Below are 26,122 nucleotides of genomic sequence, written 5' to 3'. Positions count from 1 at the left end.
CTGCCGTCGGTCACGGTGTAGTCCACCGTGTCGGTGCCGGTGAAGTTCGCCGCCGGCGTGTAGGTGTAGCTGCCGTCGCTGGCGATCACGATGGTGCCGCCCTCGCTCGTGGTGAACGTGCCCGCCACCACACTCAGGCTGTCGCCATCCAGGTCCGTGTCGTTCGCATCCAGATCCACGCTGCTCGTGAGCACCGTGTCTTCCGCGGTGCTGGCGCTGTCGGCCACCGCCACCGGCTCGTCGTTGACAGAAGCTACCGCGATTTCAACGATCGACGTGCGAACATCCCCATCTCCGTCCACGACGGTATAAGTAAAACTGTCATTGCCGTTGTAATTAGCGTCAGGGGTGTAGTCGAATGTACCATCGGCATTCATGTTAACCGTGCCGAATGAAGGGCCACCGCCCTCCTCTACGCTGTAAGTGTTACCGTCAGAGCTTTGCGTATCATTGGTGCTCACATTGCCATAAAACACTTGATCTTCAGTGGCTGCAAAGCTGTCAGCTACGGCCTCTGGTTCCGTGTCGCCAATCAATATGTCCAGCACATCTGTGGTAGTGGTATTCGCGTTATCTGTGACACTGAAAGTAAACTGATCGATAACACTTTGATCACCATTAGAGTGATTTTCAGCGTTACCGTTTTCAGTATAGGTATAAGTAATTTGGCCTGTATTAACATCGTAACCATCTATATAGAGCGAGCCAAAATCACCTTCGATCAATATAGGGGTCTGCGGGTTGGAACTAATAATACTTACACCATTAACGGTGATTTGACTAATACCTGAAGTTGCAGATACAACTACTTCACCACTAACGCTCTCTGCGCTGGCCTCCTGGCTAAACTGCTCCCCCACTTCACTTCCATTGCCATCAATAATGTTGATACTTGGCCCAGAGAGATCTACCTCATAATTTACAACCGTAGAAGCCGAATAATTATTTCCAGCAGGATCCTGACCCGCCACCGACGCAGAAACGCTATTGTTTGCAGCGAGGAGGCTACCGGGTACTACCACTGAAAAAGTGCCATTACCTGTAACTACCGTGCTGTAGGAGTTTCCGCCAATTACCAGAGAAACAACATCACCCTCTTTCGCATCACCTGACACAGAGCCAGAGAGAGCAATGTCTTGGTTTGCTTCACTACCGTCAATCAAGTTGTCTGCAGTGACGGTATCCAAAGTGATGTTGGCAACGGGCAATGCTGGCCCCCCGGGTTGCCCCGGTGCTGGAATATCCGCAAAACGGATTACAGCCGTATCGGTAAGCTCGCCATCGGTTGCGGTATAAGTGACCTCGGGGATTGACCCTCCAAAGCCTGTAAGCGGTGTAAAGCTAAAACTGCCATCGGCCAGCAACTGAAATTGACCTACACCGTCAATGGCAACAGTATCTCCAGCGGTGTAAACCGTGGCATCGCCAGAGATACTAAATGTTGAAACACTCAACGATTCGCTGTCTGTGTCGAAATCATTATCTAACGCATTGCCTGTGGAGGTTGTATTTGCTGTGGTAGCGACGCTATCGTCTACCGCTTCAGGCGAATCATTTACAGGAGTCACCGTCACATCAATAACAGAGGTGCTTGTGGCCCCAGCCGAATCAGTCACAGTCACAACAAAACTGTCTTCACCGCTGTAGTTGCCAGCGGGCGTGTAAGTGTATTCACCAGTGCTTTCGTCTAACGAAACAACACCATTCTCGGGAGGAGTTGTTAGGCTAAAGACAAGTGCATCGCCCTCGGGCAAGTCAATGTCTGTTGCCTCGACCTGACCTGATACCGGGGTATCTTCAGGGGTAGTGAGGGTTTCGTCGTTACTTTGGGGCGCATCATTTACGGGTTGAACTTGAACCGCTATGACCTCTGTGGTGCTTTGCTGGCCATCACTCACCTGAACGGTAAAGCTGTCATCGCCGTTAAAGTTCTCCGCAGGACTGTAAACAAAATCACCCGTTTGCGGATCGATCTGCACCTGGCCATTAGCCGGTGCACCGATCAATACAAACGTCAGGCCATCATTCTCCGGGTCAGCGACATCAATTTGCCCTTCAAGCGGCGTATCCTCAGAGGTGCTGAACGATTGAGCGGCTATTTCAGGAGCTTCATTGGCGCGAACATCGGACTCGGGAGACGTTTGCGATTGACCTGCTCGGGCCGAGAACACACTCAAGTTTGGATCTGCAACCGATTCATTGATGCGCGATAGGCGAACAAAACTGTTGCCACCTTCACTACCGGCACTCCCCGCTGCAGGCGCTTCCCCGAGTTGGTCTAACAAATCGCCATCGCCCGCTAACAGAGCCTGTTCGTTAGCCTGCAAAGAGGCAAGCAAATCATCGACTCGCGCATCCAACAAAAGCGCATCGTTTTCAGCTAAGTAGTTGTATATGGTGGAAAAGTCACTGTCTTTTAATAATGCTTCATTCGCCGCTAAACTACTGTAAATATCCGCAAATTGATTGTCTTGAAGTAAGTCCTCATTGACTTCTAGAGCACTAAGAATGACTTCGAAGGGGGTGGCCCCGAGAAGCTCATCATTAACATCAAGAGAAGCGTAGATATCATTAAATTGGTGCTGCTGCAGCATTTCATCATTGTTATCAAGGCTGGCGAGGATGCTTTCAAATTGACTCTCAAGCAGACTGGCCTGAGACTCGAGGGCTGCTGTTTCTGGCCACAGGTCGGGACTCATGGAAACAGTGTGAGCCCCTGTAAGACTGGCGGTTTCACCCCCAAAGTCCAGTACTATTTGCGTATTGGCTTCACTTACCAGCTGCTCATCCGCGGCAAGTACATCACCAACTTTTAGCTCTCGTAGATTACCTTCGGAGTCTTTAGCCCAGGCGCGACCTTGAAGTGAGATAACTGACGCAGATTGATTAGCCATAATCTATTAACCCATTAACAACAATAAGTGAATTGAGAGCCCAAAAACGGACCTCGGGTATTGTTTATGACTATAGGGTGATAGGAAGGTGCGGTCTATTGTCCAAAAGGACAGTATGTAAGAATACCGCCTCCGTTCAGTTAAACGGAGACGGTATGGTGTCAATGGCCTGTACTTATTAGAAATCTATATTTTGCTGGGAAGGCTCGAAAAAATTAGTGCCTTCTAAAGACTCATTAGATACGAACGGCAAAGACCAGCCACCTCGACTATAGCCTTCGCCAGCACTCGCAGAAGAAGTATAGGTTTGATACGCGGGCGACTCATCCCCGGGCAAAGCCTGCCCCAACCAATCGCCATCATCTTCCTCAAGCAAATCCGCTACTTTCAAACGGCTGCTCTTACCGTGTGGTAGAGCTTCAGGTGCCGCCTGTGTTTTCCAAGTACTTGAGTAGCTCGCCGGCGCTGCAGCTACGGAAGCATCGCTTACGGTAATCGCTACCCTCCCTACATCTGTCATACCAGAGGTATCACTAATTCTGTATACAATAGAGTCTTCTCCCGAGTAATCAGTGTCGGGAACATAGGTGAGCGTACCGTCCGAATTAATTGAAACCTCACCAAATTGAGCGTAAGCAGAAATAACCGTGAGAGCATCACCATCAGAGTCAACATCATTACTTAATACATCGATGATGTAACCGGCACTGTTATTCGGCACATTGGATACTTCATCGTCTACTGCCACCGGAGCATCATTGACAGGATTGATGGTTATGTCTACGCCACCAGTTTGTACACTGTTCGACTCTCCCTGACCATCATCCACTGTATAGCTGAAGGTTACCGTAGTAGCCGTCGCAATCTCATCCGGAGCGTTATATAGCAACCCTGTCAGCTGCGCCTGAGTTAAAGCGTCATTAATCTCTACGGCATTTCCATCAGATAAAGTTATCACTCCCACGGCGGGGAGCGATGTAACGGTGATCGTCAAACTATCTCCATCGGCATCAACAGGAGAACTCAATCCCAATGGTGTCGCAGTTGACTCCTCATCAACAGTAAGAGTATTGGTATAAGCAACAGGAGCATCGTTCACATTAGCAACGTCAATATTGACCGTTGCGGTATCTGTGCCGCCCTCACCATCATCCACTAGCACCTGCAGACTATAGCTACCTACATCTTCATCGCCAGCAGTGCGAGCTAGCGTTATCTCGCCTGTAGCCGTGTCCATAGCAAACAACCCGGCAGCATTTCCAGACACTATCGCGTAAGTTAATTCATCACTGTCTGGATCAACGGCAACACTCGATCCAACCACTGTGCCCAAAGCGTCATCTTCACTCACGACAAAGGTGTACATATCATCATCCAGCCCCGACGTTTCATTAACAAAGTCTGGGGCCGGGTTATTAACAGACCAAGTGAAGCTGCGACTAACCAAAACACCTTCCGAGTCCGTTGCCGTCACTTCAACGGAGTAAGGAGAATCAACCGCAGCATCGGCATTTAAATTTCCGCTAATAACTCCCGTACTGGAATCAATACTTAAACTAGGCGGCAAGCCCGTGGCCGAAAAAGTAAAAACGTTGTCTTCATCAACATCGTTAAAATAGCTAGACAGGTTTAGTGAAATGGAAGCACCCTCGTCACTGCTTTGATCCTCAATGACGGTGGAGGTGGGCGCATCGTTAACGCCAGTTACTACGATGGTCACTGTTATAGGCTCACTGATGCCATCGTTATTATCTTGAACTAAATACTGAAAACTCACCTCAGCTGTATCACCGGCATCAAGCCCCTGAAAACTGTCACCAGGGTCGTAAGTGTAACTGCCATCGGTATTAACCCTCACTGTACCAGGACCAGTAAAACTGCCTGCCGCCAAGCGGTAAGCAATTACATTTCCATCGACATCTGTAGCCGCAGGAAGTACACCACTGATACTGGAATCTTCGTCGATCGTAACAGTAACATCCTCACCCGTAGGGATATCATTTATCCCCTCTACGTTAACCGTTACGGTGGTACTACTGCCATCGGACAGGCCCACATTAATTGTATCTACGCCGGTTTCACCTGCACCGAGTGACTGTGCGTCGTCACTCAACGAATAAGTCCATTGACCATTTGCATCTATAGTGAGGCTACCGTATGTACCCTCAATGGTTTCTGGGTTAAAGGTCAGTACAGCATCGCCGTCGGGGTCATCAGCCGTTAAACTTCCGCTAGCAGCGGGGTTACTATCATCTTCCGAAACAGTCACAGTAGCCGAACTAATTACCGGCGCATCATCCACACCAGTTATGGTAATTGCTACCGTCTGGGGGACGCTTACACCACTTTCGTTATCAACAGCGGAAAAACTAAACTCAACCGTTGTACTTTCCCCTTCGGCCAAATAATCATAATATCCGACTGGGTCAAACACATAACTACCGTCGGCATAAAAAATCAGCTCACCTGGCGCCGCGGAAGAATCGCTTGAATAAATCAATCCACCATTCTGGACATACCCCACGATACGCCCTGAACTATCAACATCCGTTGCAGAGGGTAAGGTACCATTGAGAATAGAATCTTCATCGGTTGTCGCCGCTATATTCGGGTCACTGGAATCAATAACGGGAATATCATTAGTACCTGTTACTGTAATCGTAACGGTTGTATCACCCCGATCGCTGCTGACATTAAAGGTCTCAGTTACTGCTTCTCCATGATTTAGCTCATCAGTATCAGGATCATTATTGTCAAGCGTATAAACCCAGTTACCCGAAGCATCTATGCTAAAGCTGCCATAGGTACCTTGCGAATTTGATTGAACCACAAAGACTGCGTTTCCAGCAGCATCATCTTCATCAATATCAGTAAAAGACAAAGCGCCGGCTGCGCTGTTGTTCGCCATATCGTCTTCTATTACCGAGCCTGAACCGGTAGTCAAAGAGGGCAGATCGTCTTCACCATTAATAGTGATACAAACGGATCCAACATTACTGACCGCCCCATTGTTATCAATTCCTTGATAAGTAAAAGACAGCGACTGAATGTCACCAGCGTCCATCGGGTCGAATGCAGTTCCAGGATCAAATATAAAAGTTCCATCATTACTGAAGGTGATTGACCCTCCCGCCAAACCTGAAGAGTCAACAACTCGATACGACACGACAGTGCCATCAACATCTGTACCGACCGGCACACTACCCGTTAAAGTGGAGTTTTCGCCCGTTTCAAAGGTTCCACAACCAACATTAGTAACAACTGGCTCATCATTAGTTCCTATTATCGTCACGGTCACATCATCACTGCCACCGGCATTGATATTAAGAGTAACGTCTTCACCTGCGGCAATTTCGTCTGCTAAGGCCGGGTTGTTTAAGGTATAAGTCCAGTAACCGTTAGAGTCTACGACTAATTCACCATAGCCCGAGCTATCGGTATAAGTACCTTGAACAAAGTTATCGAGAGGTCCTCCTGTAACAATAATTTCGTCTGGCGCATCGCCTTCAACGATTTCAACCACATTTGGATCGCTAGGGCCATCTGTTGCCCCTTCTACGGTAACAGTCACAGTGCCTATGTCCGAGGCTTCCCCATGACTATCAAATGCGCGATAGGTAAACGATACCTCTTCAGACTCCCCTTCATTTAAATGATCAAACTGGAAGCGGGGGTCAATGGTAAATGTGCCATCAGTATTAAAGATTAAACTACCCGCCGGGAACTCAGAACCATCAATCAGGGTATAGCCGCCCACACTATCGTCACTATCAACATCACTTACAGAGGATAAGCTGTAGTCGTTTAAGGTATTGTCTTCATTCACCGATATCGTTATTAATGGTTGGTTTAGCAAAGGAGCATCGTTGGTGCCTGTAATATCAATTGAAACTGACGTTACCGATCCGTCATTAAGTGCCACACCGTTAATAGTCTCCGTCTCAACATCGCCCTGATCCAAAGGATCGGCATCGGTAGACCTTAGCGTATAACTCCAGGAGCCATCCGCATTAACCGTTAAATCGCCATACGCTCCAACATAAGTACTGGCTATAAATTCTAAATTTGGATTATCAATGTCATTCGCCGCAATAACACCGGTAGCGGTTGGCTCCAGATCCTCTACAACGCTACCGCTACCAGTACCTATTACCGGCGCATTATCTACACCGATAATCGTAATCGTCACCGTGCCAGATTCAGATAAAGCACCGTTATTATCTGCCGCGGCATAAGTAAAACTGACATTGTGCTCTTCACCAGCCGCCAAGTAATCAAACTCACCATTCGTTTGAAAGCGGAAAATCCCGTTGGGCTGAAATGTTAAAATACCAGCTTCAACATCGGTGCGAACGCCATACCCAAAGATAGTGCCATCTATATCGCTACCAGCAACACTTCGAAGTTCAAGATTATTACTTTCCAAAACACTGAAGTTGAGGTCTTCCACCGTGGGAATATCATTAACGCCTTTAATATCAATGGTTACCGTTGTCGTCACATTATCATCATTAACAGTGGCAGAATCCCCTCCGTCACTCAGGCTGATGGTATAAACCTGGCTGTGTGTCTCACCAGCTTCTAAAGCATCAACTGTTGAATTTTGATTTAACGTATAACTCCAACTACCATCGGTCGCCACCACTAAAGTGCCATACGCATCACTATAAGTATTTGCGACAAAAGACATGTTAGGGTTGTCAATATCGAATACTTTCAACTGTCCAGCGGCATCGAATGTCGTATCCTCCCGAACTGTTCCTGAACCAGTGCTTACCTGAGTCGGGTCATCCACCCCCAAAATTGTGACCGTGATCTGCCCGAAATCACTGACATCACCAGCATCATCTAACGCACGATAACTGAAAACAAATTCGGTTGTTTCTCCTTGCGCCAAATAATCGTAGGCCCCGACCGGATTCATCGTATAACTGCCATCCGCATTAAACGTGAGCAGTCCTGACGGCAAAGCGGGGCTACCGGCTGTGGTATAACTTAATACACTGCCATCATCATCTATCGCGGTAGGAACAACATCGCTGTAAGGAGTGTCTTCATCGGTCGATACAACATCATCCAACACTTCGGGCTCGTCATTTGTCCCAACGATGGTAACGGTCACGGTTTGGGAGTCAGTCGCGCCTTCCGAATCTGTAGCAGTAATTACGTATTCAAGGACCAGGCTGTCATTTTCCGGCAGGTAATCAAAGGCATCGTTATTTCCAGAGTCGAAGGTCCAATTAATTTTACCGTCGGTTGCACCACCACTAACCACAGCACCAACATCCACACTCACCATTGCCAACAAAGCGCTGTTATTCAAACTGCCCGAGTTTCCGGACTGCACGTTGACACTGGTCACTGAGGGAGTGACGACATCAGCCACATCGATATCCGTAACACTTAAGCGCCCACCGGAAGACAAGATTTCATCCGTTTCAGAGAGGCTTATAGAGTCAACATCACTTCCTTTTACCCGAATATTAGGTGCATCATTAACACCATTTAAAGTTATGCTGACATAGTGCTCGGTACCATCTACCGAAAAGACGGTAAACACCTCTTCCCGGACTTCATTTGCGGCGAGGTACTGCAGGTCAGCATTATCGACCGTATAATTCCACTCACCACTGGCAAAAATACTCAGGCTACCGAGGTTATTACCCTGTGATACAGGCGGGCGAGTAGCATCAATAGCAGACTCACCCACATCCACATCGTTAACCAGTAAAGTTCCAGAAGCATCATAGACCCCAGAGTCTTCTGTAATCGACGCTGTATCTTCTCCACTAAAGCTCGGCACGTCATTCACCCCCACAACCTCAATTGTGATTGTGGCAGGATCGCTAAAAATTGAGTTATTGTCGAAGTCTGGTTCCGAATCTTCCAGCCGATAGGTAAAACTGACCGTGGTTGTTTCCCCTTGTGCCAGATATTCAAAATCCGTCAAGGTATCAAAATAGTAAGAGCCATCTGCATTAAATGTCAGGCTGCCACCAGTTATTCCACTGTCATCAATTAATTGATAGCCGAGTGGGTCTATTGCACTATCAATATCAAAAGGTGTTGGTACACGGGCATCTATCCCTTGATTTTCCTGCACCTGAACAAGGTCCGAATATACAATAGGCGGATCATTTACGTTCAGCAGTGTCACTACTACCGTGCCAAGGTCGCGTCCTCCCTCTCCATCGTCAACCTCAACAATCAGCTCTCGCACCCCTAAATCCGGGTCATCAACCTCACGGGTTATTCGCATTTCCCCGGTGGCCGAATCTATAGCAAAAAGGCCATCTTCATTTCCCGCTATGATGCTATAGCTTAGGCTATCCCCGTCTGGGTCTTGTGCCTGAATCACAGCCGTTTCAGTAATTACGCCTTCGTAAACGGTATACTCATAAGTGTCATCATCGACACCGGTGGTTTCATTGATAAAGTCAGGAGCGGGGTTGGTAATTACCCAGGTAAACTCTTGCACAGCGGTGGCACCCTGAGCATCCGTAGCAGTGACTTCAACTACATAGGGGCTGCCCACAGAAGCACTGCTGTCGAGAGTTCCGGTAATGACTCCACTGGCGGATATATTTAGTCCTGGCGGCAATCCAGTAGCGGAAAAACTTAATACATCGCCGTTATCAACATCATTAAAACTACTGCTGATATCGACGGCCGCAATTAATTCAAGATCTTCATTTTTCTGATCGTCTATACCTTGCGGGACGGGCCTAGGCTTATCATTGGTACCGGTTATGGTAATCGATATTTCATGCTGATCAACCGCGCCAAAATTGTCTTCTACCGATACAAGGTATGTAAGTACCAGAGAGTCACCTTCACTTAAAAAATCAAAGGCCTCACTTTGCGAATCAAACAACCAGTTGATTTTCCCTGTCGTATCGCCAGAAGAAATTACCGCAACGGCATCTACACTAAACATTGATAACAAAGTCGCGTTATCAATAGCTACCGAACCACCAAAGGTCACTGAAACCGAATCAACAACTGGCGTTACCGTATCGCGCACATCCACATCCGATACAGTTAAGGTGCCTTCGGTGCGTAAGTTCTCGTTAGACTCTAACAATGAAGCCGTGTCAGCATCGCCGACTTGAACACTGATCACAGGAGCATCGTTAGTACCATGAATTTGCACAGCAATAACATGAGTGGCCCCATCTACCGTAGTCACCTGGAACAGGTCAAAATTACTTTGCCCCTGCGCAAGATATTGTGTAGCGGCATTATCTACTTCGTAGGTCCAATTTCCTAAACTATCAATTACCAAACTTCCAAGAACATTATTTATCGCCCTCGGGGGAATACTGTCGTTTATTTGAGACTGGCCATAATCCGGATCAAAACCCAACAATTGGTCACTGTAGGTTAAAACATTTCCTGGCTGGACATTTAAGTCTTCAGTAACGCCCCCGCTATCACCACCAGTAAATACTGGCTTGTCGTCCGTTCCTGTAATAGTAATGGTTACTTCGTGGGTATCTATTGCACCAATTGAATCAGTAATTTGTACTGTGTAGGTGAGAATATATTGAACACCTTCGGGTATGACATTAAAGGTTTCATCACCACTATCAAAACTCCACTGGATATCACCAGAGGTCTCACCAGATAAGATAACGGCCCCAGAGTCCACACTAAACATTGAAAGCAAAAGAGCTTTATCAAATGCACCTGGAATATTCTCTGACACATCTAAAACAGACACTGTAGCCTGATCTATAACATCTACGTCTTCTGCAGAAAGGTTACCGTCAGCTTGTGCAGCGCTATCAGATTCCACCAGGCTCGCAGTGTCACTATCCCCGGCTTCAAGAAAAATCTCAGGGGCATCATTACGACCGTGAATTTGTACGATCATTTCATGCTGAGTGCCGTCGGCGGTAGTAATTAAAAAGCGCTCTTCGCGGATTTCAGACTCAGCAAGATACTGCACATCAGCATTAGCAACTACATAGGTCCAGGCACCATCAGCAGTGATACTGAGACTACCGAGCACAGTCCCTACGGCAATGGGAGCAATGGCATCATTTACAGCACTCTCATTACCATCTGGGTCGTACCCCTCAAGCTGACCGTTATACGTTAATTCAGGATCACTGGCGTCTTCAATGACTTCGCCTTGATCCCCACCCGTGATGACAGGAGCATCATTGGTACCAGTGATAAGGATTGTCACCGGGTGAGTAGCACTAGCACCAAATGAATCCGTTACTTCTACCGTATACTCAAGGGTCAGAGTGTCATCTTGGGGAAGAAAATCAAACGCCTCACTACCACTGTTAAACCGCCAATTCACCGCCCCTTCGGCATCACCTGATGCGATAACATCACCGCTATTGACACTTAACATTGCTAACAACGCTGAATTACTTAAAGAGCCACTGTTGCCCGATATCTGAACATCTATTACATCGGCTCGTACATAATCCGCTATATCCACATCCGTTGTGCTCAAACGCCCCGATGCGGCTAACGGATCGTTCGTTTCCGTTAAAGTGGCGCTGTCAGTGTCCCCACTGACTGTAAATACCTCAGGCGCATCGTTCACCCCCGTTACGGTCACCTCAACCTCTGCTGTAGTACCGTCTACACTGGCAACAGTAAAGGTTTCTATACGCTGCTCACCTGCGGCTAAATACTGAGCATCGGAATTACTCAGCTGATACTGCCAAGATCCATCGGAGCTTAAACTCATAGAACCGAGCGTATCGCCTTGGGCCATCACTGAATTAGGGTCGAACTGCTCTTCACCCGCGTCAGGATCAGAAATTTCTAGCTTCCCTTCATCCCGCAGTGTCGGATCACTTTCGTCTTCGATGACAGCGCCTATATCGTCACCCGAAATAATGGCCGGATCCTGAACAGGTGTCACCGTGATGTAAACCACAGCCTGCGCTGTGCCGCCATTACCATCGTCTACCAATACAGTAAACTGATCTTCACCCACGTAGTCCGGGTCCGGCTGGTATTCAAACGTACCGGTTGTATTGTTAAATTCTACTTCGCCAAAAGCTGGCTGATCGACGACGGTATACGTTAGTGCATCGCCATCGATATCGCTGGCGACAATGCCACCGGGCACGGGTGTATCTTCTGGCGTCGTAATGTAAAGATCTTGTGTAACCGGAGGATCATTTAACGGGGTAACCGTAATATAAACCACCGCTTCGGTTGTCCCTCCATTTCCATCATCGATCAATACGGTGAACTGATCTTCTCCCACATAGTCCAGGCCGGGCTGATAATTAAATGAACCAGTCTGTTCATTAAATTCAACCTCACCAAAACTGGGGGGGGTAATTACGGTATAAGTTAAAGTATCTCCATCGACATCGCTGGCTGTGATACCGCCAGGGATAGGCGTATCTTCAGGCGTGGTTAAATACAGATCTTCTGCCACCGGCGGGTCATTTACCGGTGTAACCTCGATATAAGTGGTCTGGCTAACCGTTTGCTGACCATCACTTACAGCCACCTGAAATTGATCTGGACCGAAATAATCTGCATCGGGCGTATAGACGAAAGCCCCGGTTTCGGGGTCAAGGGTAACGCTTCCGTGCTCGGGGTCAGCAATAATGGTGTAGGTCAGTGGGTCGCGATCCGGATCAGAGCCAGGTATATCGCTATCGATAGACGTGTCTTCTGGAATTGTAAAATACAAATCCTGCGTTTCGGGAGGGCGATTAGGGATGTCTGGATCAGGAGGAACAACGGGGGTCAGAGGGTCAGGGCCAACGGGATCTGGATCCGGGTCTACAGGGTCTGGATCAAGTGGCTCATCCCCCAAAAGTCTTGCCGCTTGCGCAGTAAACAGGTCGGGCTCAAGATTCTGCACCGCACCTATGGGGCGAAAACCGTCTAAATCTTCACCGACTCGTCTCAACACCACTACATAGTGCCAACCTTCGGATATTTGAGCGCCTAACTCTTGGTTAGAAAAGTCTTGTTCTTGAGCGGGTTGCAACACCCACTGAAAATCTTGAGCATCTAGGCTTTCTAGCTCATCTTCGTTATCGGTTGACGGTAACGCGGGGTCAATCGCTAACTTTCCAGGCCCTACGAACTCATGGCTATCGGTATCGCCAAAGCTGAGCACCAGCTTAGCTCCGCGGTCCAAGATCAGCTCACCTTTCTGTTCAAACAGCTGACCTTGCTCAATTGAAAAAACACGGCCATCTTCGGTTCTAAACCAAGCCTTCCCTTGAATCGACACTATACGTACGTCAACCACAGGCATATCCTCTTACCCCTGACACATTCTTGCCGGCACTCAACCCGTCCCAAGCAGGCAGGCAGGTTAACTCCATTTCTCTATAAAGGGGTAGTATAGACGTTATAGCGCGCGAATAAGAGGCCTAACATGCATAGCCAGCTGCATACGATCTCTGACATTTAACTTTTCGAAACAAGCACTTAAATGCGCTTTTACGGTACGCTCCGTAATAGATAACTGACGTGCCACTTCTTTATTACTGAGCCCTTGTGCCACCAGTTCGGCTACCGCTTTTTCTCGGACACTTAGCTTCTCGTACCCTATAACCGGAGACCGCTCGCTCGGTGCCAGTAGCTGCTGCATTAAATCCTGCCCCAACCAGAGGCCATCGTACTCCACAGCCTTTTTGACTTTCAGCAGCAGTTCTGGGACGGCTAAAGCATGGACATACCCACGCGCGCCCAAGGCAATTAAACGCCGCGCCTCAGTGGCCGATTCATTCAGGGTCAAAGCTACTACTTTAGCCCCCAGGTTTGAGACTGACACCAAGTGCTGCTGCCAATTCCCGTCCAATAAAATCCAGACGATTGTGTCGGCATCCACTGGCACAGCACCCACAACAGGGTCACAGTAGATCTTCGCATCAGAAAACGCACTCTGCCAACGAGACGTTTGAACACTGTTTGTTGTTATAAATACCGGTCGCATCATCTTTCTGTTAAGGCATTTTGCTTCGCCCTTAATATGGGCTTGAGCAAATAGGAAAGAATTGTCTTTTTTCCAGTTAGAATATCTACTTGAGCCGTCATGCCTGGAATAATAGGGTGGGCCTCATCAAAGTTCGCCTCACGCGTACGTACCCTCACAAGATAATACGTCTGGTCATCCTCATCAGTGATGGTATCAGCACTAATATGCTCCAGCTCTCCCTGTAAACCGCCATACACGGTAAAGTCATAGGCCGTAAACTTCACCATGGCCTCCTGTCCCGGGCTCAAAAAAGCAATATCTTTTGGTGGGATTTTCGCTTCGATCAGCAGTTGATCATCCAGCGGTGTCATCTCCAACACCTCGCTGCCAGGCTGTACGACGCCGCCCTCTGTATTAATAAATAATCGCTGCACCGTTCCCCTAACCGGGGCTCTTATATCGGCGTATTTAACTCTGTCAGCCAAGCCCGCACTGGACTCAGAAAGAGTAGATAATTTAGCGAGCGCCTCGGACAACTCCTCCCTCCACTCGTTCCTTGCAGCCAGAACCACTTGCTGCAGTTTATTATTCGCCTCAGCGATTGCCGCAATCACCCTTTCACGCTGAGCTCGCGCCTGATTTAACTCTCCTTCAGCATTCGCCACATCTCGCTCTAGGCGTATCACTTCTACTTCAGAGATAGCTCCGCTACCGAGTAAAGGACGAGTTACAGCCAACTCTCTGCTAGAGAGCTCGAACGCCCGCCTCACTTGAGTCAGACGGGCCTCAATTTCGTTTAGCTCTTCTTCGCGTTGCGTTAATTGTGCCTGAGCTTGAGAAGTTTGCTGCTGCAACTGCTCTAAATTCGATTTATAAAGGGTTTGCTCATTAATAGCCAATGCCGGCTCAACCTCCAGAACTTCCGCTGGTATATCCAGGGCAGATTCATTAACAAGAGCTTTTAATCTGGCAGCCTTCGCTCGCAGAGATAAATATTGTGCTTGATTCTCCCGCAACGAGGATAAGAATCTCGTAGGGTCAATACGCATAAGCACATCGCCCTTATCCACCACCTGCCCCTCAGACACTAAAATCTCTTGAACCACTCCACCATCGAAAGACTGCACTATTTGCGTCTGACTTGAAGGAATGACCTTGCCTTGCCCACGCGCCACCTCGTCGATGTAAGCTAGAGACGCCCAGACAATCAACGCGAGAACAATCATTAACATAGCGTACAAAAGCCCGCGGGCTCGTACAGGCTTCTGCTGAATGCGCGCCCAATCGGCATCATCAATCCAATCTTTATTATGATCCCCGCTCGGTGACATCCAACGAGCCCAAAGCCGGTCTACTAAACCACTGAGTGGTTGCCCCAGTTTGCGAATGGCCCGGCCGATCAGAGTGAACTGTTTCTGCTCCCCTGTCTGAGCCATCAATCAGCCCTCCCGATACGACCTTGCTTTAACGCCTCGATCACTTTTTCTTTCGGACCATCCGCGACCACCTTGCCCGCGTCCATTACGATAATCCTATCAACCAATGACAACACGGATGTACGATGAGTAATCACCAGCATGGTTTTGGACTGGGCGTACTCTTGAATTCGCTTTTTCAAGAACTCTTCAGTTGAGTGATCCATCGCCCCGGTTGGCTCATCCAACAGCAACACAGCAGGGTCATTGATCAGGGCCCGAGCCATAGCGACACTTTGTCGCTGACCGCCTGACAATAAAGACCCACGCTCCCCCACAGGCATAGCCAAACCCTGAGGATGATTATTGATAAATTCAGCCAACCCACACACATTGATAACCTCCATCAAGCGCTGATCGCTGGCCGAAGGGTCTCCCATCGTAATGTTGTCTCGCAAGCTACCCAGAAACAAATGAATATCCTGAGGCACATAACCGATATTGTGCCGCAATTGTGCCGGATCAATTTGCCCTACTTCGATATTGTCCACCAAAACACTACCGGCGGAAGGGGAATACAACCCGGCTAAAATTTTCTCAACGGTCGTTTTTCCCGAACCATTACGCCCTAAAATAGCCACTTTTTCTCCGGGCTCAATAACAAAAGAAACTTCGCGCAACACTTCGCGATCATCGTTGGGGTATTTGAAAGACACACGTTTAAACTCAAGGCGCCCTCGCAATCGAGGATGACTAATCCACTGCGCATCGGCCGGTCTCTCTATGGGCTTGTTCATAACCAGATCGACACTTTCAAGTGCGGTGGCAGCTTGGTGATACTGCATCATCAAAGCCGCACTCTGTCCCACTGGAGCCATAATTCGTGACGACAGCATATACGCCGCAATAAGACCGCCCTGCGTCAAGTCTCCCTTAGTGATCAAATAAACGCCAACAATTATGATGGAGACAGCCACTAGCTGCTGGGCCCATAAAGCTCCCGATGTAACAGAGCCAGATAGAAGCCGCATTTTGGTGGTTGTGCGAGAGAGATAAACTGTTGCCCGCTCCCACAATCTTTGCATCTTACCTTCTGCACTTAAAGTCTTTAACGACTCCAGGCCATCCAAGCTTTCAACCAACACCGCGTTACGATACGCACTTGCCTCCATACTGGATAAAGACAGCTCGTGCATTTTTGCTTGAACAGTCGCGGCATAAAGTAAGCAGAGCAACACTCCAACGGCTATGGGAATGACCAGCCACCAAGAGGTAAGCAGCCCAATAACAAGTGAAAACACCAGCACAAAAGGTAAATCGATAAACGCAATAATAGTACTTGAACCAATGAAGGCCCTTACCGACTCAAACGCCTGTAAACCCGCCGCAAATGAGCCTACAGAAGCAGGTCTTTCGGTCATTCGCATACCGAGTACACGCGCCATAATATTGGCCGATAAAGTAATGTCGATACGGCTTGCCGCCAAGTCTACAAACCACGCGCGAACCATTTTCATAGCCAAATCAGCGCACAGAATGAGGCCCACCCCTATAGCCAACACCCACAATGTTTCAATGGCAAAATTAGGCACCACCCTGTCATAGACGTTCATGACGAACAGCGGCATAGCCAAAGCAAACAAGTTGATCATAAACGCGGCAAATAAAACATCCCGGTACAAGCTACGATGGGCTTTTATCACCCCCCAAAACCAATGTCCGCGAGGGGACTGATGAATATCAGCATTGCGGCCTGAAAACTTAATCTTCGGGCGACAATAAATGACGCGCCCAGCGTAACTTTCGGCCAACGTATCCAGCGACTCCTCCACAGCAGTATCGGATAACTCCGGGTAAACCACTTCGGCTACGCCACGACGAAAGTCAATCGATAAAAGTAAACAAGCAGAGTTGCCATGCAATAAAAGCACTGCCGGCATAAGCGAAGGGTTAATATCTCGCAGAGGTCTCTGAGAAAGCTGGCTGGCCATTCCAACCCGAGACGCCGCACGCTGAAACAATGACGGTGTCAGCTGTTCGCGCTGTAATGGCAGACCAGCCAACAGCGTGGTTTCCGAGGTGTTGACACCGTGTATTTTGGCTAAGCCTACTAAGCAAGCCAAAAGCGGCCCGCCCCGCAATGCAGAACGGTCGCTTTCGCTTGAATAATCTCTCATAGAATCACGCGGCCCTTAAATCGTGTCGTTCATTCTCAGCTATTCGCTAGCTTAACAGTTGAGCCTAACACTAATGAGATACGTAACGCACAGTAATTTCGATCAGATCGGAAGCCGGCTGCACATTGGAGAGATTGTCGGTGGACTCTTTAACTTTCGCCACTTCCATCCCATTGAAAACCAGATAATCGCGCACAGCAGTTACACGACTAGCAGCTATGGATTGATTAACCACCGAACTTGTAGCGGATAAGCTGTAACTCACCCACGCGCCTGCTACGGTACCCTCTCGCTGAAACTTCGCAAGAACTTCATTTAAACGGCTTTGACCTGCCCCACTTAACACATTGCTATTTTGAGCAAACAGGTCGTCCATCTGTAAATTAAAGACCTCACTCACCAGGTTGGTGCCATGATCTGCCCCTGGTGCAATGGCAGGACAAGCTGACGCCGGGTCTACTGATACATCTGCCAAGCCATCCTCTAGCTCATCTCCCAAAGGCATACGCTCTCCGACAATCTCCAATGCTGGAAGAAGGTCTCCAGTGGATTCAAGCACTTCGGCATAAGCGATATTTAAATCGTGTTCGCCGTTTACCAAAGCGCGACTAGACTGGAAGTATTCATTCTCTGCATCCAGCAAATCCAGCAAACTACGCTGGCCGATTTGAAACTGCTCATTATAAGCGGCGCGAACGCGGTTACTTGCATCACGATGATTTCGCAGCGCTACCAGCTGATCTTCTAGCTGACGAGTATTGTTGAAGGAAATTTGTGTGGTTTGACGAAGGTTTACGCATGCCTGATCTCGCTGATCCTTAGCGGCATCCACCTCGGCTAACGAGCGCTTTACTGCCGCACGATCACTGCCACCGTTGAACAAATTATAAGTCAACGCAAGCTCGACAGCCCCTTCATTGCCGAAGTCATCTGGGTCGTAGCGATCATCAAACACACCTAAGTTTTGCTCGGTTCCATAACGCGCCCGAAGTTCTAAGCGTGGGTAATAACTGGAACGCTCAATTTTGACCGACGCATGGGCCGCAGAAATATTTTTAACCGCCGCATGAAAGCCTGGATTGCCAGTATATGCATCGTACAGAACCTGCTTAATGTCGTCCGGTAAATCCTGTTTCGTAAGATCAACTGGTACAAGAACCTGTGGCGGTAACTCACCCACCAATCTAAGGTACTTAGCGGTTACATCGTGCAGATTAGAGGCCTCAGTGATCAAATTAGATTCCGCCAACGCTACACGCGCATCCACTTGATCCAAGTCTGCACGGCGTCCCACGCCCTGCTCAACTCTATCTCGAATTTGCAGCTGAACATCTAAATGCTCATCGTAATTATCACGAGCTAAATCCAACAATTTACGATAGCGCACTAAATGCTCTGCCACAATAAAGGCCTCAAGCGCCACATTATCTACCGAGTCCAAAAACTCCAGATAACGCACTTGACGCAGACCATCCAGCTGGGAAACCTCGCCCACTGTGCGAAAGCCATTAAACAGCAACTGAGTTACAGATATTTCAGCACGATTAGTCGTATAATCATCACGATCATCGTAGTCACGCTCCATCTTACCCGTACCCGCTGTCAGATCGATGGATGGAAAATATCCCCCCCGGGCTGTGCCTACATTGTGATCAGCGGCTTGAAAGGTATGCAGTGCTTCGCGGATCTCAGGGCTGTAATCAAGCGCGTTAATGACAGCATCCCGACTGTTCTCAGGTGCCTGCGCCAACGCCATAGAGCTGATCCCACAGGCTGCTGTCAAGCAGGCCGCCACCGGTCCTTTTAAACGTGTTAGTAAACGCATATATTTCCCTCACACCAAATTTCAAATTTTTGCCTAACCACCCATACGGGCGTAACCCGCCATACCATGTCATTAGTGCCTAATTGCTCAACCAGGTGAATCACTCATTGGCTAAATCATATCGGTTCTTTTAACCGCTTACACGGCTAGGCACATTTTTCATCATAGTACACACATTATGATATAAAAATCACTAATTTCCTTTATTTCTCTTATAAGGATTGGTTGTATGGTATGCGAATTTATATGCCTTTGCCATGGATTAACTATTACAACCGATAACAGGCTTTAACTACATCCTAGACGGTTATTGCCACAATGCGGAAGAGAGAGGAAAACGGCTCCGATTGGAGCCGTCAAGCTGACTGTATAGATGCCTCAAGAAAGCTCGTAGCGATCAATAATATCCCGCACCAGACCGCTGCGGACAATATCTTCGCGGGCAAACTTGTGCACATATACGGAGTTTAAGTCGCCCAGTTTTTGCACCGCATCCGCAAGCCCGTTAGGCCCGCGAATATCGCTTTGCTCTACATCGCCGTTAATCACGACTTTGCAGTCCTCACCAATACGGGTTAAGAACATTTTCATTTGCGCTACAGAGGTATTCTGCGCTTCATCCAACACCACAAAGGTACGATTGTTAAAGGTTTTACCCCGCATAAACGCCAGCGGAGCTGCAACTATGCGCCCGTGGCGCAAACAATAATCCACCGTACCCGCACCTAACCGTTCGTTCAGAATATCCCGGAACGCATCGATATACACCGAGAACTTTTCATCCAACGCGCCCGGTAAAAAGCCCAACTGCTCACCCGCCTCAACCGCTGGCCGAGTCAGAATAATCCGTTCAATTCTTCCCGACTCTAAGGCTTCGGCGGCTAGCGCGCCCGCGCAGTAACTTTTTCCGGTACCCGCAGGACCGATGCCAAACGTTAAGCTGTGGGATTTTATCGCGTCGATGTACTGCTGTTGGGCGGAGGTTCTGGCGTGGAGAGGTTGGCTGGAACGCTGTGGAGCGTAGGCGGTTTCGAGTTGCTGGGAGCGGGATTTCATTTCGACAATGTTGCCGTCATCCCTTCGCTGCTTTCGCCCCGACTTGCTACGGCCTTTGCCGGCGGAGTAAGCATCATCCATATCGTAGTGGTTGTTGCGTCTTGCGTGAGATCTTTTCGCCATGGGTATTGTCCCTTTCGGTTCAAAGTTAACACTGGCGCATCGCGTGTCAGGCCATTTTGTGTCTGCGGCCCGCGACGAGCCATTCCAGATTACGCGAAGAAAAATCACTCCTGTGGTTGGATGTATTAAAAAATAGCCCGGGTATTGAAGTGTTAAAGCGGTACGCCTAAAACACAATATGTACCCTCGAAATTGATACTAAGCCCAATTTATTGTGTTGGTCAACGGCTTTTAGCGATTTTCTAACCGAACGAGGTGTCTGCACCAGAAACTGTCACAAAGGATTCTTAGAAACGTCATACGCCCTAAACAGATGCGTAAAACAGGGAAAGTTTGATAGCGTTTAGGCCAATCTTTGCGCTGGATTTTGGCGATAAAACTCCGTGTAAAGCCGAAACACGTCTGGATACTCGGCCTTTAAAAGCGTCGGTAACTCAAAAAACACCTCCGATGTGACTGCCACAAACTCAGCGGCGTTGGTCGCCGCGTAGCGATCAATCGGCGTTCTCTCGCCGCGCTGAACTCGGCCGGTCAAGTCTTCGTAGGCTCGACTAAATGTTTCCGTCCAATCCTTAACAGAAATGTCCGCAGGCAAAGGGAAAAAGCCATCAGCGGCACCATTTAGCATGTCCAGCTTATGCACAAATTCGTGAATTACCAGATTATGACCATCGATCACACCTGCCTGAGCGGTATCATCCCAAGCCAAAATGACACCGCCTTGAGTCCAGGCCTCACCCAATAAGTCATGTTCAACCTCATGGGCGATACCGTACTGATCGACTTCAGTGCGCGAGGCCTTAAACGCTGCAGGGTAGACGATCACTGACGACCAACCACGATACCAGTCGATACCCAGGTACAAAATAGGCAAACAAGCCTGAAGCGCAATCAAAAGCGCCATATTGCCGGTCAACACTTGCCCCTGTATACCGACAAAATCCTTCTCGTGAATAAATAAAATGGCCAATCGACGCAGCTCAGAGAGCTCGGTGTCTGACAATCCACGCAACAGTGGCAGCTGCGCTACAACCTGTTGCCAGTCGCGCTCGTCAATGGGATTATTTTTGACGATGCTTTTTTCACGCCAGTTTCGAATCCATTGCAACATAGCCTGAACCTACCTTATTCGGGTGCTAGCTCGTTTAAATTATTCTTCCGGGGGACTATGCTCGTTTGCGGGTTTCGCTTCGCTAGGCTTGCGACGTTTACCGACGTTTTTCCGGTCGCGCAGGCGCTGCTTAATTTTAGGCTTATCGTCTTTTTTAGACTTGGCCGCTTTTTTCTTTTGTGCGGCGGTTTTTTTTGTCCCCGCCACTTTACCGGAGGCTCGGGTTTTTTTGGGGCCTTTGTAACTTGCCTCTTGGCCCGTTACTTTAACCTTATCGGCAGCGCGGCCCAGAAACTTTTCAATGGCCGCCATGCGGTTCCAGGCCGGTGCACTCACCAGGGAAATAACACAACCCTCTTTTCCCATTCGCCCAGTACGACCCGCGCGATGAATAAAGCTTGGCACATTGTAAGGCAGCTCGGCATTGACCACTAAATCCACGCCCGAGATATCAAGCCCTCGCGCGGCCAAATCCGTGGCCACCAATATATTCACCTCACCGGCCGTAAAGGCCCTGTGTACTTGCTTGCGCGCCTGAGCGTCCATTTCGCCGTGCAAACTTGCCGAACGACAGCCCGCTTGTCTTATCGCCTCATTTAAGGTGTTTGCTTGCTCACGCTTGTTCACAAATACAATGGCGCGGCGAAAACGTCGCTCGGATAACAGCACTGGCAAAAGTCGCGCTACGTGTTCGCGATCATCCACCAGAATTTTTTCCATGGCGCGCTTATCCATGGCACTTTCTATCTGAATATTCGCTCGCTTATCCGGATCGGTAAGTGCGGCGATAAAATCCTCTACCCCAGCGCCCTGTAACGTGGCGGAAAACAACAGGGTTTGGCGCTCAGGATTACAATTAAGTGCAATCTGGGTAACCTCATTGGCAAACCCCATATCCAAGGTGCGATCGGCCTCATCCACCACCAAAAATTCCAATGCACTCAAATCGATACGCGCTTCACCCACGTATTCAGCCAACCGGCCGGGTGTGGCAACCAGTAAATCCGCATCGCGCAGATAAGACTCTTGCGTTTGTTTGTGATCACCGCCGGTAAGCGCCACCACATTGACCGCATCTCGATCGCAAAGCTTACGCCCCTGCTCTACAATCTGCCGCGCCAGCTCACGCGTCGGAGACAGCACCAGTGCCCGGATACGACCCGGTTTCCGCCTTTCGCTGTGCAGGGTCTGCATCACAGGCAGTAAAAACGCCAAAGTTTTACCCGATCCGGTAGGAGCAGAGACCACGCAATCGGCACCATCCAGCACCGCTTCAATTGTGCGCTCTTGCACTTCGGTGGGTTGCTCAATACCCATTCGCTGCAGGTTCTGCAGCAACGCCGGATGATCAATGTCAGAAAAAAAAGGAAAGTCAGACACGGGGTGCCTCATAAAAAGCGCCGCACTTTACGTGCGGCGGCAAAAGAAAGGAGTATAGAACGTATTAAGTCAGCGAGGAGACAATAGAAATCATGACGCCCGCCGCGATTGCCGAACCAATCACACCGGCCACATTCGGCCCCATGGCGTGCATCAGCAGATAGTTCTGCGGGTTTGCTTCAAGCCCCAGTTTGTTAGACACACGAGCCGCCATTGGCACCGCAGATACCCCGGCCGAACCAATCAGTGGGTTGATTTTCTGCCTCACAAACAAGTTCATAAACTTCGCCGTCAGAACACCCATAGCGGTACCGATACCAAAGGCAACAATGCCCAGCACCAAAATGCCCAGGGTTTTCGGATCGAGGAATTTGTCCGCAGCCAACTTCGAACCCACCGACAACCCGAGAAAAATCGTGGTGATGTTAATCAGCGCATTTTGCGCTGTGTCGCTCAAACGCTCAACCACACCGCATTCACGCATCAGGTTACCGAAGCAGAACATTCCCAGCAGTGGCGCAGCACTTGGCAAAATCAGCGCTACCAACACCAGCAAAATCAGCGGGAACACAATTTTCTCCCGGCGCGATACAACACGCAGCTGCTCCATACGGATGACACGCTCTTCCTTCGTGGTCAATAAACGCATGATCGGCGGCTGAATCATAGGCACCAGCGCCATGTAAGAGTACGCGGCTACCGCAATAGCACCCAACAGTTCAGGCGCCAGCACACTGGCAACATAAATAGCGGTAGGGCCGTCGGCCCCGCCGATAATACCAATGGCAGCGGCATCTGCGATGGAGAAATCAATAACCCCCGTTACCGATAATCCCACAGCGCCCATTACCGTGGCAAAAATACCAAATTGCGCGGCAGCCCCTAAAAAGAGTGTTTTCGGGTTGGCCAGCAACGGGCCAAAGTCGGTCATGGCACCGACCCCCATAAAGATCACCAAAGGCGCTACACCACTGCCAATCGCCACACTGTAAAAGTTGTACAGCATGCCGTTGGCGTACCCTAAGTCGGTTGCTAAACGATAAGCGTCAGCCTGCACCGCCGCAGGTGATTGCTGATAAGCCGCCGTCAGCGCTTTAATCCCTGCGTCGGCTTGCTCACCCAGCAATTGAGCCAAAGGAGCAACAACCTCTGGGTAACCAGAATAAAGAGCATTTTCAACCGCCGACATTGACAGGCCCGCGCCGGGAATATTGGCCAAAATACAACCAAACCCGATAGGCACCAACAACAGAGGCTCAAAGCCCTTGCGAATGGCGAGAAACAGTAGGCCCAACCCAATCAGCATCATAAACCCCTGGCCCATATCCAGGTGGTAAATGCCCGAGTCGTGCCAAAGACGTAAAAAATTCTGCATAGTCTTCTCTCAAATTAACCGGGCAAATTAGCTGATACTCAGCAGATTATCGCCAGCAGCAACAGCGTCGCCAGCTTGCACATTGATAGAGGCGACGGTTCCGGCGCGCGGCGCGCTGACTTCAGATTCCATTTTCATGGCCTCCAGAATCAACAAGGTATCGCCTTCAGCAACCTGCTCGCCAGGCTGAACCGCCAGGCGCACAATCGTACCACCCAAGGGGGCTGGTACTGGTTCACCGGCACCACCGGCCGCCGGTGCAGCAGGGGTGGACGACGCACCACCAACGGAACCGATACCGGTAATATCGCCGCCGTTTGCAACCGTTACCGAGTATTTTTTGCCTTCGACTTCAACGGTGTAAATTTCATCGCCGCTATCGGTGGTTGGGACGCTGCCCTCTTTGCCGGTAGGCGCAGGTTCAAAGGCATCCGCGTTACCGCGATTTTGTAAAAACTTGAGGCCAACCTGCGGGAAAAGTGCGTAAGTAAGCACGTCATCCACCTGGCCTTCGCCTTCTGTCAGTGAAATGCCTTTTTCACTGGCTTCGCGCAGCAGCTCATCGGTCAACTTGGCAAACTCTGGCTCAATCAGGTCAGCTGGACGACAAGTGATTGGGTCTTTATCGCCCAACACTCGCTGCTGCAACTCTTTGTTGACGGGGGCCGGTGCTGCACCATATTCGCCTTTCAGCACCCCTTCGGTTTCACGGGTGATGGTTTTATAGCGCTCGCCAGTCAGCACGTTCAACACAGCCTGGGAACCAACAATTTGCGAGGTGGGAGTCACCAGAGGAATAAAGCCTAAATCTTCGCGTACCTTAGGGATTTCTGCCAGCACGTCATCTAACTTGTCAGTCGCGTTTTGCTCCCGCAGCTGGTTTTCCATATTGGTCAGCATACCGCCCGGTACCTGTGCCACCAGAATACGAGAATCGACGCCTTTAAGCGCGCCCTCGAATTTCGCGTACTTTTTACGGACTTCTCGGAAATAACCGGCGATATCTTCGAGCAAGTGAATATCCAAACCGGTATCGCGCTCGGTTCCTTCAAGCGTAGCTACCAAGGTCTCGGTGGGGCTGTGACCGTAGGTCATAGACATGGAAGAAATAGCCGTATCGACGTTGTCGATACCAGCCTCGACACACTTGAGGTTGGTAGCGTGTGCAAGGCCAGTAGTAGCATGGCTTTGCATGTGAATGGGGATAGAACAGCTTTCTTTCAGACGTTTAACCAACTCATAACCCACATAAGGCTTCAGCAGGCCCGCCATGTCTTTAATGGCGATAGAATCTGCGCCCATATCTTCAATGCGCTTACCCTGCTCTACCCAGCCCTCTAAAGTATGTACTGGGCTGATGGTATAAGAAATTGTGCCCTGAGCATGTTTACCCTGATTTTTAACCGCTTTTAGCGCCGCTTCGATATTGCGCATGTCATTCATGGCATCGAAAACGCGGAATACGTCAACACCGTTTACAGCGGCACGCTCGACAAATTTTTCAACCACATCGTCGCCGTAGTGACGATATCCCAACAAGTTTTGACCGCGCAGCAACATTTGCATGGGGGTTTTTGGCATGGCTTTTTTCAGCTCGCGAATGCGATGCCAGGGATCTTCACCCAAATAGCGAATGCAGCTATCAAAAGTAGCTCCGCCCCACGTCTCTAACGACCAAAAACCGACGGAGTCGAGCTTTTCTGCAATTGGCAGCATGTCGTCAAGACGCATGCGGGTGGCAAACAGTGACTGGTGCGCGTCGCGCAGGACCACATCGGTAATACCCAGTGGTTTTTTAGCCTCGCTCATGGCGTTTCTACCCCAAGTTAGTCTGTCATAGTTCGG

11 protein-coding genes are annotated in these 26,122 nt (G+C 49.3%); all 11 read right to left on the bottom strand.

Annotated features, from left to right (window positions below; genetic code table 11):
* The coding region (locus D568_RS0114640; protein ID WP_026287069.1) for an Ig-like domain-containing protein at positions 1 to 2,894 on the bottom strand (2,894 nt) is incomplete at its 3' end.
* Between the two features lie 178 nt (positions 2,895 to 3,072).
* Positions 3,073 to 13,143 (bottom strand): VCBS domain-containing protein, encoded by a 10,071-nt coding sequence (locus D568_RS21715; protein ID WP_157497889.1) that lies wholly within the window; start codon positions 13,141 to 13,143, stop codon positions 3,073 to 3,075.
* 102 nt (positions 13,144 to 13,245) lie between these two features.
* The gene (locus D568_RS0114630; protein ID WP_169334806.1) at positions 13,246 to 13,728 is read right to left on the bottom strand and encodes a response regulator transcription factor; all 483 of its coding nucleotides are present in this window, start codon (positions 13,726 to 13,728) and stop codon (positions 13,246 to 13,248) included.
* Positions 13,729 to 13,832: 104 nt separating this feature from the next.
* The gene (locus tag D568_RS0114625; protein WP_020210353.1) at positions 13,833 to 15,251 is read right to left on the bottom strand and encodes an HlyD family type I secretion periplasmic adaptor subunit; all 1,419 of its coding nucleotides are present in this window, start codon (positions 15,249 to 15,251) and stop codon (positions 13,833 to 13,835) included.
* Positions 15,251 to 17,407, bottom strand: coding sequence for a type I secretion system permease/ATPase (locus D568_RS0114620; RefSeq protein WP_020210352.1), 2,157 nt, complete (start codon positions 17,405 to 17,407; stop codon positions 15,251 to 15,253). The genes D568_RS0114625 and D568_RS0114620 overlap by 1 nt, the downstream gene beginning before the upstream one ends.
* Before the next feature lie 70 nt (positions 17,408 to 17,477).
* Positions 17,478 to 19,232: a TolC family outer membrane protein gene (locus D568_RS20295; RefSeq protein ID WP_020210351.1), complete on the bottom strand. Its 1,755-nt coding sequence runs from the start codon at positions 19,230 to 19,232 to the stop codon at positions 17,478 to 17,480.
* Between the two features lie 378 nt (positions 19,233 to 19,610).
* Entirely contained in the window at positions 19,611 to 20,411 is an 801-nt protein-coding gene (locus D568_RS0114610; RefSeq protein ID WP_020210350.1) for a PhoH family protein, read from the bottom strand.
* 343 nt (positions 20,412 to 20,754) lie between these two features.
* A complete protein-coding gene (locus tag D568_RS0114605) occupies positions 20,755 to 21,522 on the bottom strand; it encodes a M90 family metallopeptidase (protein WP_020210349.1) in 768 nt (255 codons plus the stop codon).
* 39 nt (positions 21,523 to 21,561) lie between these two features.
* A complete protein-coding gene (locus tag D568_RS20290; protein WP_051084069.1) occupies positions 21,562 to 22,902 on the bottom strand; it encodes a DEAD/DEAH box helicase in 1,341 nt (446 codons plus the stop codon).
* A 64-nt stretch (positions 22,903 to 22,966) separates the two neighbouring features.
* Positions 22,967 to 24,277: a sodium ion-translocating decarboxylase subunit beta gene (locus tag D568_RS0114595; protein WP_020210347.1), complete on the bottom strand. Its 1,311-nt coding sequence runs from the start codon at positions 24,275 to 24,277 to the stop codon at positions 22,967 to 22,969.
* A gap of 27 nt (positions 24,278 to 24,304) precedes the next feature.
* Positions 24,305 to 26,086 (bottom strand): sodium-extruding oxaloacetate decarboxylase subunit alpha, encoded by a 1,782-nt coding sequence (gene oadA, locus D568_RS0114590; RefSeq protein ID WP_020210346.1) that lies wholly within the window; start codon positions 26,084 to 26,086, stop codon positions 24,305 to 24,307.
* Positions 26,087 to 26,122: the final 36 nt, after the last annotated feature.

Origin of the sequence: Gilvimarinus chinensis DSM 19667 (assembly GCF_000377745.1) — a bacterium.
Taxonomy (GTDB): domain Bacteria; phylum Pseudomonadota; class Gammaproteobacteria; order Pseudomonadales; family Cellvibrionaceae; genus Gilvimarinus; species Gilvimarinus chinensis.
The sequence above is the reverse complement of the archived record's forward strand: the minus strand, read 5'-3'. Positions and strand labels throughout refer to the sequence as shown.